The organism is Clostridium sp. K04, from assembly GCF_019734375.1.
GTDB classification, from domain to species: domain Bacteria; phylum Bacillota; class Clostridia; order Clostridiales; family Clostridiaceae; genus Clostridium; species Clostridium saudiense.
Genome location: NZ_JAASHD010000063.1, coordinates 1 through 11,147, shown reverse-complemented (window position 1 = coordinate 11,147; position 11,147 = coordinate 1). Strand labels below are relative to the sequence as shown.

The following is an 11,147-nucleotide window of genomic DNA, read 5'->3' as shown; positions in this document are numbered from 1 at the left end:
TATTCCAAATCTACCACTTTAAAATACAAAAAAGGATGTAGTAGATTTGTTTTTCCACAAATCTTACTACATCCTCGCTTTTAGCAGCTTAGCCCCTTTTTTTTAATGTCCTTGACATAGGGTCCACTTTATAGCAGCTTAGCCCCTTTTTTTTTATGTCCTTGACATAGGGTCCACTTTAAAGGACGCTTGTAAAAAGTGTCTATTACAATAGGTTCTTTTTTGTACATTTTATAATTTTCATATTTTAGTAGTGTGAAGTATTTTTTATTTAAAAATTATATTTAATATTATTCTATAATAGTCTTTAAATAATCTATAAATCCCTCTCTTAATTCTTCTTTTCTAAGTGCATATTCTACAGTTGCTTGAAGGAATCCAAGCTTATCCCCTACGTCATATCTTCTTCCTTCAAAATCATATGCGTACATTGCTTCTTCCTCAATTAATTTAAGAAGAGCATCAGTAAGTTGTATTTCATTTCCCTTACCTGGTTTAGTATTTTCTAATATTTCAAATATTTTTGGTGTAATTATGTATCTACCTAAAATAGCAACATTAGAAGGTGATTCTTCTATTGATGGCTTTTCTACTAAGTCTTTTACCTTGTATACTCTATCTTCTATATGTATTCCACCAACTATTCCATATTTATTAACATCTTCAGGCGCTACAGTTTGAACTCCTAAAACTGAAGTTTTATACTCACCATAACAATCAACAAGTTGCTTTAGGCATGGCTTTCTATCATTATAAACAACATCATCTCCAAGAAGTACTGCAAAAGGCTCGTCCCCCACGAAAGTTTTTGCACAAAGTATAGCATGTCCTAATCCTCTTGGTTCTTTTTGTCTTATGAAGTGAACATTAACCATATCAGATATTTCTTTAACCATTTCAAGCATTTCTTGCTTTCCTGCTTTTTCAAGCTCCATTTCTAATTCAACACTTCTATCAAAATGGTCTTCTATACTCTTTTTGTTTCTTCCTGTTATTATAAGAATTTCTTCTATTCCTGATGCAACACATTCTTCTATAATGTATTGTAATGTTGGCTTATCAACTATTGGAAGCATTTCCTTTGGTTGTGCCTTTGTTGCAGGTAAGAATCTAGTACCAAGACCTGCTGCTGGTATTATTGCTTTTCTTATTCTCTTTTCCATACATATTTTCTCCCCATTACTTCTTATTATTACTATATACCTTTTTTATATTTTTATTATACAATTAATTTGCATTATTCATTAATATTAAATCCCTTATTTCTAACTCTTCTTCATGATACTTATAAATAATTTCTTATAATACTTAAACTCCTTTGTTCTAAAGAATATTAATATATATATACCATTTATAAGTACAATATTTATTATACAATTAATTATGAAACTTCCAACTGATACATTATACCTAATTTGACTAGTAATCCAATTTGTTATTCCCAGTGGAATTAATCCTATTAGTAAATACTTAAAATACATCTTAAAATATTCAACTAAAGGCTTTTTAAATACATACTTATAAACAACATATGGTTTTGTCCAAAATATTACTGTAAAGTTAGATATTAATGTCCCTATAAAAACACCTACAAGTCCAATTTTTCCTACTAAAAATATAGATAAAGTTAAATTAATAATCCCTTCAATTAATGGAGCATATCTATCTTGATAAAAGTTACCACTACCATTTTGAAATTGCTCTACGGAACCCCTCATTGCCATAAAATATAAATTTATTAAAATAATTATAAATGTAAAATTATCTAACAAATATTCATTTCCTACCCATAACCCCACAAATTGATTTAATGTATTATATAAGCTTATAACTATAAATGAAACAACCCAAAAACTTAAAAAGAAAACTTTTTTATGCACATCGTATGACTTTTCCTTATTTTGATCTACAAGCATATTCCCTACACTTGCTGTTATACCATTTAACCCCATAGAAACTACCCTCTGCAATGCTGATATTACAGTATTGTAATTAGCGTAATTTGCTAATTCTCCTAATCCAACAAATTTTGATATTAATATATTATCAGTGCTATTTACAACAAGTCCCCCTATTTTATGCATAAAAAGCGCTTTTACATTTTTAAATAAATTTAATTTTGTATCTTTATCTAATTTATCATTACACTTATTTAACCATGGATATTTTTTTAATATATAAATATTTATTACTATATAATAAATTATATTTATTAATAACTGAACACTAATAAAAATTATAAAATTCGAATAATTTCTTAAAACTATATATTGTAATAAATATATAATTAATTGAGATATTGTTGTTCCTAATGTAATCTTGTATTCTTCTTGAGCAACATTTAAAATACATAATTTATGTGAAAACATATATGTTATAAAACTGTTTAATAAGAATATTAAAAACCCTATTGTAATTGTTTTTATATCTATATTATTTTCAATAAAAAACTTCAAAAATGGAGAAATAGATATTCCAACTATTAATATTATAAAACCTATTCTTCTATAAAATTTCCCATAAAATCCTATATAAGAATTAATCATCTTTCTATCATTTTCTGCAAATGGCTTATATAATGAAAAAATTATGGCACTACCTACTCCTAATTCTGCTATTGAAATCCATCCTATTATATTAGTATATAAGGAATTTAATCCTAACAACTCATTCCCTAGAGTGTCTAAAAATACCTTTCTAATTATTATATTAGGTATAAATAATAATAAATATGTAACTATGTTTATACTTGAATTAACAAGTGCTTTTTTTGTACGCATACTACTCCCTTATTTATATTTTTTTATTCAACTTAAATTTCAATATAAATTATACTATATTTTGCTAATTAATACTTTTTAATATTATTTCTAAAATTCATGAATAACTTATTAATGTACATCTATAATAAATATTATAAATCGCTTAATTCAATATATTACACTCTCTTATAATATTTCTTGCTTCATATTTGATACTAAAGTTAATAAATCAGTTAAGTTCTATTATAAGAAAGTAAAATCATATCATAAATCACTTATATATTTTATAATAACAACTTTCTTCATTATTTATCCTTTCAATATACTTTTTAGTTTTTTAGGTATTAATAAAACACTATATAATATACTAAAAGTTATAACTTTAAGATATTTCTTTCTTTCCCACTCAATTTTCCAATAGCTTTTACAAACGGACCATGTTCTCTTTACATCCCAAGGTTTCCTTGCTCCCGAATAATGAATAATTTTTATAGAGTTCAATTGGTCTTTTGTCAAACTTCTCAAGTTATTTACTTGAAAGTTATAAATATATTCATTATCATATTTAACATTATTTTGATATAAATAATTTAATATATCTTGATCAGGATATGTTAATTTATCCCTATATTTTATTAAACAGTTTTTTATATCTTCTTCTGTTATACTTCTTCTTATTTTATTAAGATTAAATAAAATAACTCCTGAATTAAAATATACATGTTTATCATTTATGTCCATTCTCTTCTTTATATCCTGTATCTCTTTTTCCTTCTCATAAAAATCTTTACATACTACTAGATACTTATCATTAAAACTTTGATCATAAAATCTATCTAATTTACCATTAATAATAATATCTGCATCCAACCACAATACTTTATCCAAATCTTTAGGTAATAATTTCTGAGCTATGATTCTGTAATACATTTCAATACTAAACCTATTTATTACAATAGGAAGTTCTGGCAAATCATTATCTGATACAGCAATATTTTTAAACTTTCCACCCATTGCTTCTATATATTTTGAAATATCATTTATTTTTTCATCACTTAAACTTTTATTTAATAGATATATATTAATTTTCCTATCATTATTATATTTCATCAAAGAAAATAGCATTGTTTTACAAATTTCAAAATAATTATTGTTTATCGCTATCATAATATTTAAGTCTTTTTTCATTAAATTTTAACTCCCATCCTTCCTATAAATCTTTTCAGATATTTATAATTTTATATACTTATTTCTATTTCTATTTCTTATCAGCATTATTTAAAATACTATTTGCTAATTTATCTACTAACATACGCTGTTGTTGAGAATCTAAGCTAAATTTTCTAGCAAATAGAAAAGCTGAATTATTTAATTCATTCCAATCCTCAATATTAAATATATATGGATTACCTCGCTTCCAGTCTATATATCTCATACAAGCAATATATGAATCTTCTGTATTATAGATATTATTATAAAATTTAGAATTTCTAATAATTGTTTGAATAAAAAATTCATCACAACAGGTTGTATATCTAAACATTCTTTTTATTCTTGCTTCATTTGATAATATATATTTCACACACTGATCTGTCAAACTACACCAGTTGCTCCCGCCACAATATTTAATATCTTTCCTATCTCTATGTAAAAAGGTCATTTTTTTCTGGATTTTTACAGAAAAACGCTGCAAATAATATAAAACACCTTTTTTCCTTCCTACAATATCTTGTAAAAAATGATAAACAGAATATCTGTCTTTTCCATCTAAATTAAATTGTTGGGAACAAAAATGAATAAATTCTTTCCCATTATTTTCATCAAAGAAGTTATGTATATAATCTTGATTCTTTAACGGTAAATCTACTCCACTTAAAAAATGATAATATTTATAAGAATTCTTTGAAGCTTCTTTCAGTAAATTTAATTCATTTTGTATTTGACTATACCCTCCCCATGTTACACTAATTCTTTTCACAAAAAAAACATTTGAATATTTTATATCATTAATTATGGAGTCTTTATTAAAATCACCTGCTTTTTTATCTACATGTATATATATATCATTTCTTTTATCATCTAATAATTTTACAAGTACTCTTAATAACTCAAAATTATTATGTGCCATAATTAAATATGCATGTTTATATTCTATATTCATATCGCTACCTCACCCATCTTATAAAATACCTTTGCTAATTATTGTATAAATACTATCTTCAGTATCTCAATAATATTAATTAAAATTACAAACAAAATAATTATCTATATTTGATTAGATATTTCTTTTTACCTGATAAATCATTTCTATTGCTTGAATTTTTAGATATACATATAAGTATCAAATATATAATTGTCCATTCAAATGGATTTGTTAAACTATGTGAAACTAATAAATTCATAAATATGGATATCATCATAATAATATTAAACAAATTATCTTTTGTTAGTTTCCAAAAATATATTGTAAATATACTTAAACAACCTACCCCTAACTCTAAATAAATTTTTACTAAGTCCATTTCCAAATATTTTATATCTCCAACATTAAAAATTTCACCTAATATAATAGATGATGATCCATATCCAAATGTAGGATATTGTCCATTTAATATAAGTGATAAAAACCATTTTCTCCCCATAGTTCCACTTTCTAAATCCATTCCTAATGCATCAACTATTATTTTACCAAAACCAGTATCGGTTAATGCTTGATAATAAATTACGGTACCACAAATAAACATTATTGCAAAAATATATTTCCATTTTCTTTTAATATTAAATCTTAATTCCATAATATTATCTAATACAAATAAAATAATAGCCCATACCATTATCATTCTCTTGAATGTTAATAGTGTAAAAATTAAACTTCCAATCCAATAATACTTATTGTTTTTTCTATAATACGAAAAAAAGAAAAATAATACCAACATAGGAAATGCAAATATACTTGATTCAAAGTAAGAATTAGAATTAGTAAAACTTATATTTAAAATATCATTTATAGAAACTGAAAAAATATTAATAGAATACATATATAAAATTAGATAAATCCAAAATAGTGTTTTCATTAATTTTTCTAATTCTTTAAAAGTATATATATTAATTATACAAAAAGAATATAGAGCAGGCATTATTAAATATACTAATTCTACATAAGTTCTTGTAGGTATTGATACATTTATTTTCTTGGCTAAATAACTAGAATAGACTAAAAATATTCCACAAATAGCTAATAAAAAAATTAGCTCTTTCTTAAAGATACATTTTCCACCTCTATTTATATATATATATAACTCAAATAAACAAAAACCTATTGCTATCGTAAAAATTAAATACTTCAAATTATCATTAATAGATACTCCTAAATTTTTTTCATTTACTACATCTACAATAGTTTTGACAGTAAAAACCATTATAAACATAAAATAATTTAATGCCTTAAATCCTTTATCTACCTTAAATCTCTGCACAATAAAACACTCCTATACTCATTAGTTATTTGACTAATGGTAGTTAAATTTATAAACTCTATTCAATTTTAAATAAATATCCTATATAAAATTACGATAAACCAATAATATACACTTCCAAATCTTAAAATTTATTAATATTAATCTATCCTTTTACATAATAATATTATTTTAAAATCTATATTTTATTTCTTCAGAACCCTTTCACAAACTTTTTCAAAATCCCTTGACATATTCTTTTCACTTAGTATATCTCTAATAGCAATACAATTAGCCTCTCTCATACTTTCAATTTCATCATATGATTTAGAAATCACCTCTACCATCTTTTTACTTAAATCTTCTGCATCATATGGCTTATATGTAGTTACTCCTTTGCTACATTTAATATAATCTCTTAATGCAGGAACATCAGCCGCTATAATATTTGTTCCCAATACCATTTGTTGTAAAATAGTAAGCTGTGCAAATGAATAATTGAAATCATCTAATGGTATTATAGACAAAGCTGAATTATATATATATTCCATCAATGATTCTATTGGTATAAATGGAAGTACTTTTATATTTTTATTATCATAACTTAATGACGGATTACCAATAAGATATAATTTTTTCTTAATTCCAGATTGCTCATATGCCCTAACTAATGTATCCCAATCACGTTTACGATAACCAACACAAATAATATATGAATTTCGTTCATCAATTATCTTATATTTCTTTTTTCTCCAGTAATCATAATCTACTCCAACTCTAATAAAAGTTGATTTATCAACTAGCCACTTAAAATGTTTTTTATAATAATCTATCTGAGAACTTGTGTGATAAATTAGATGATCAAATGATTTACTAGAAAACTGACATAATTTATGGATTATACCACTTTCATCGGCTTGATGGAAAGAACTAATGTCAACAACTACAATAGGAGGTGTTTTTATTGGTAAAATTCGTTTCAAAGCCCCCAACATCATAGCGCTATCAGAACCATGAATCAAAATCATATCATACTTATTTATATTTTTAAGTATTTGTATTGTTTGATAAAAATGAAATCTAACTTTTTTTTCAAATTTTTCAATCCATTTAGGAGCAGAAATATCAATAACATCAACATTTACATCTTGTTTAAAATATTTTAGAAACCAAAATTTTTCTTGTGGGCAACAATAATCAGAAGGTTGTTTATCTTTGGGTATAGAATCACAGTACTCAATTTTCCAATTTATAAGTAATAAAATTCGCATAAAATATTCTCCTTAAGTTTTTATATAATAATATACTATTAATTTGAATTATATAATTAATATATCACTATCTCCATTTTTTCATAGTTCCATAAATTAAAGCATATATTTTAAATATCGGATATGCTCTATTAAGAATTATATATTCTATTTTTAATTTTCCTTTTAGTGTAGAATTTCCATATTGTATGATAGCTTTAATTAATTTATCACGTACATTAAGAATTTCATACTTAAAACTTTTATCTACATCCCTTACTAAAATAAATTTTAAAAACCATATAACACTTTTAGTATAGAATATCTTTCCTGATTCTATTAAAGATTCATCTCTACTCTCTTTACATTCCTTCCATACTTTTTCTATCAATTCATATGTATCAAAAAACTTTAAGCAATTTGAACTTGCCATAGTAGACTCATTTTGCTTTATATAATTATATAATGGAATGCATTTTAATGCTGCTTTTGAAGATACTTTACATACATTGTAGATAAAGTACATATCCTCGGCTGTTCTTTTATTAATAGGAAATCTAATATTATCTAATATATCTCTTTTATATAATTTTCCCCAAACATTCCATCCTATTTTTTCGCCTAATAAAAACTCATTTAAAATATTATAATTTTCCCAAACTATCAATTCACCACTATTGTTTATTGAGATATTCTTCTCTTCTTTTCTACATTCATTATAACCAACTATTGAAAAATCAGCAGAATTTTCTTTACATATATTGTAAAGTGTCTCAATCATATTATCTTCTACTGTATCATCTGAATCAACGAACATGATATATTCCCCATTACAATTGTCTAATCCAAAATTTCTACTAGAACTTACACCTTTATTTTCTCTATGAAAAACTTTGACATTCTGAAAAAAATCACAACATTTGTCACATATATTAGCAGTTTCACTATTTGAACCGTCATCAACAATAATTACTTCTACATTTCTATAAGTATTATTAACTACACTTTCTACGCACTTAATTAATTCCTGCCCTGTATTATAAACAGGGATTATTACACTTATTAAACTCTCCATATTAAATCCTCCTAAACTTCCTATAAAGTAAAAATATTTCTTTGTATAATATAGGATTTATCATAAAAAGAGCAAATTGAATTTTCTTTGCTTTTGAAAGATAAGTAGCCTTTGAAATATAAACATAATTTTCTCTTATAATTTTTTTAAAATGATTTAACTGTTCTTTTGAACATTTAACATGATTCTTTAAATAAAAATCATAAACTGTTAATGCAGCAGATGCATAAGATGTATGAGCTAGTACTGTAAGTTCAGGATATTTTCTTTCTAAGTATTCCATCTGCTCTTTTGCAGCATATTCAAAATCATGATTTATTTTTGTATTTCGTGAAATACTATTTTGACGTTGTAAATAATTATAACATGGGGTTGCTACATAACTAATTTTTTGTGCTCTGTCAAAAATTTTATACATAATATAAAAATCCTCACTAAGTTTTCCTACTGGAAATCGTAAATTATTAAATAAACTTTTGTGATATACCTTACTCCACGCTCCCATATCAAATAAACGATACGTATTCATTTCTAGAATTGCATCTGAAAAGTTGAAAACTTTATCATTTTCTCCTTTTACTTTACAAATACTCTTTCCATTTTCAAAAACATAATTTATTGCACATACTGATAGAAGACAATTATTATTTTGAAGTGATTTAATTAGCCGCTCATACATAAATGGCTCAATATAATCATCACTATCTACAAAACCTATATATTCCCCAATTGCAATATTAATTCCTGCATTACGTGCAGATGATAATCCTCCATTCGCCTTATGTATAACTTTAATTCTTTTATCTTTTTTCTCATAATAGTCACATATTTCTCTACACCTGTCTGGAGAACCATCATTTACTAATATTAACTCAAAGTCAGTAAATGTTTGTGCTAAAATACTATCTATGCATTTATTTAAATATTTCTCTACCTTATAAATCGGTACAACAATGCTAAGCATCGGTTTACACTCTCTATTTTTTCCATCTTTTATTACTTGTTCCATACATCTTATACCTATCATTCTTATTATTTTCTAGATTCTTATTATCTCTTTTTAAATCTAATATACAATTTCCTTAAATAGAATTATTATTCTTTATTATTGTCTTTTTCTATTATTGAACTAATTAATTTATTAACAAAATGCTATTATTATCGCTTAATACTCTGTATATTTTCCCCATAATATAAACTTAATGTCTTTTTAGAAATATCATCCCAATTATATTTATCACAAATATAATCTGCTGCTACCCTTTTGTATTCTTCTACAATACATTGCTCCTCACAAAGATATTGTATCTTTTTCATTAAGTCTTCTACATCTCCCTTTTTAAATATAACAGCTTTATCCTCTACCACTTCAGTACACTCATGGATATCTGATACTAAACAACAATTTCCATAACTCATAGCCTCTAAAAGACTTAATGGCATCCCTTCAAGATCACTTGGAAGTGCATAAATATATGCATTACTATACAACTCTTCTAACACTTCTCCTTGTACAAATCCAGTAAAAATTATTCTATTATCATATTGAGCTTTCTTCTTTAGTTTACTCATAAATTCATCTGTATCTGATGCTCCGCCAGCTATAACTAGTTTCTTTGATGTATTAATCTCTTTAAATGCATCAATCAGATATTCAATTCCTTTTTCCGGTACAATTCGACCAAGGTATAAAATATAATTATCTTTCTTCAATCCCCATTTATTGGTTATCGAATTAGCAACCTTTATTTCTGGTTTATTTACTCCATTTGGAATAAATACTGTATCTCTATTATATGTATCTTTAAAATATTTTTGTACATTATTACTTAACACTATCACTTCATCTGCATATTTTGCTGCAATTTTTTCTCCAAATTTTAAATACCAAGTAGCAAACTTACCCCATTTAGCTCTCTGCCAATCTAATCCATGTATTGTTGCAACTGTCCTTATTCCAAACATATGAGGAATCCACAACATAGCACATGGTCCTTCTGCATGATAATGTATGCAGTCATAACTACCAAATATAGATTTAATTGTTGCAAAAAAAGATGATGATGCTGCTGCAAGACCTTTTTTTTCAATAGTTGGTACTGTTATAATTCTAACCCCTTCATACTCTTTTGCTTTCATAAAATCATCATTAAATTCTTTACCACTTATATGGTTACCTCTTCTATTATAAACAGTAACATCAATGCCTCTTTTGGCAATTCTTGTAGCTAATTCCTCAACAACAACTTCTACTCCACCTTCTCTAGACGGTATCCTTTTTTGTCCTAGAATAGATATTTTAAAATTTTTAACATTTATATTTTTCCCCACAAAATCTCCTCCTTAAGAATAATTGTATTGTAATATTCCTATCAACTAAATATATCTCTCAATCAATACCATTAATATTCTCTAAGATTTAATCTCCTTCATGATATACTAATAATCAAATTAGCCATAATTGTAGTCTAGTAAATTCTAATTATTAATAATAATTATTAATTTTATTTTTGATCATCTATATTTTCATACATTTCATTATAGTAATTTAAGTATTCACCTGAAGTAACGTTTTTCATCCATTCTTGGTTGTCTAAGTACCATT

9 protein-coding genes are annotated in these 11,147 nt (G+C 25.0%); all 9 read right to left on the bottom strand.

The features are described from left to right. Positions 1–290: 290 nt before the first annotated feature. Positions 291–1,163 carry a UTP--glucose-1-phosphate uridylyltransferase GalU gene (gene galU / locus HCG70_RS16645; RefSeq protein WP_221698040.1) on the bottom strand — a complete coding sequence of 291 codons (873 nt, stop codon included), beginning with the start codon at positions 1,161–1,163 and terminating at the stop codon, positions 291–293. A gap of 102 nt (positions 1,164–1,265) precedes the next feature. After that, the gene (locus tag HCG70_RS16640) at positions 1,266–2,780 is read right to left on the bottom strand and encodes a lipopolysaccharide biosynthesis protein (RefSeq protein WP_221698039.1); all 1,515 of its coding nucleotides are present in this window, start codon (positions 2,778–2,780) and stop codon (positions 1,266–1,268) included. A 291-nt stretch (positions 2,781–3,071) separates the two neighbouring features. Continuing rightward, a complete protein-coding gene (locus tag HCG70_RS16635) occupies positions 3,072–3,950 on the bottom strand; it encodes a glycosyltransferase family 8 protein (protein WP_195955840.1) in 879 nt (292 codons plus the stop codon). A gap of 70 nt (positions 3,951–4,020) precedes the next feature. Next, complete coding sequence (locus tag HCG70_RS16630) at positions 4,021–4,923, bottom strand: beta-1,6-N-acetylglucosaminyltransferase (RefSeq protein ID WP_260457850.1); 903 nt, start codon at positions 4,921–4,923, stop codon at positions 4,021–4,023. A 100-nt stretch (positions 4,924–5,023) separates the two neighbouring features. Next, a complete protein-coding gene (locus HCG70_RS16625) occupies positions 5,024–6,238 on the bottom strand; it encodes a hypothetical protein (RefSeq protein WP_311776483.1) in 1,215 nt (404 codons plus the stop codon). A 185-nt stretch (positions 6,239–6,423) separates the two neighbouring features. After that, a complete protein-coding gene (locus HCG70_RS16620) occupies positions 6,424–7,488 on the bottom strand; it encodes a glycosyltransferase (RefSeq protein WP_221698038.1) in 1,065 nt (354 codons plus the stop codon). Between the two features lie 67 nt (positions 7,489–7,555). Beyond that, positions 7,556–8,542: a glycosyltransferase family 2 protein gene (locus tag HCG70_RS16615; RefSeq protein ID WP_221698037.1), complete on the bottom strand. Its 987-nt coding sequence runs from the start codon at positions 8,540–8,542 to the stop codon at positions 7,556–7,558. Between the two features lies 1 nt (position 8,543). Continuing rightward, a complete protein-coding gene (locus HCG70_RS16610; RefSeq protein WP_195955843.1) occupies positions 8,544–9,551 on the bottom strand; it encodes a glycosyltransferase in 1,008 nt (335 codons plus the stop codon). Between the two features lie 149 nt (positions 9,552–9,700). Beyond that, positions 9,701–10,873 (bottom strand): glycosyltransferase family 4 protein, encoded by a 1,173-nt coding sequence (locus tag HCG70_RS16605; RefSeq protein WP_311776482.1) that lies wholly within the window; start codon positions 10,871–10,873, stop codon positions 9,701–9,703. Positions 10,874–11,147 lie beyond the last annotated feature (274 nt).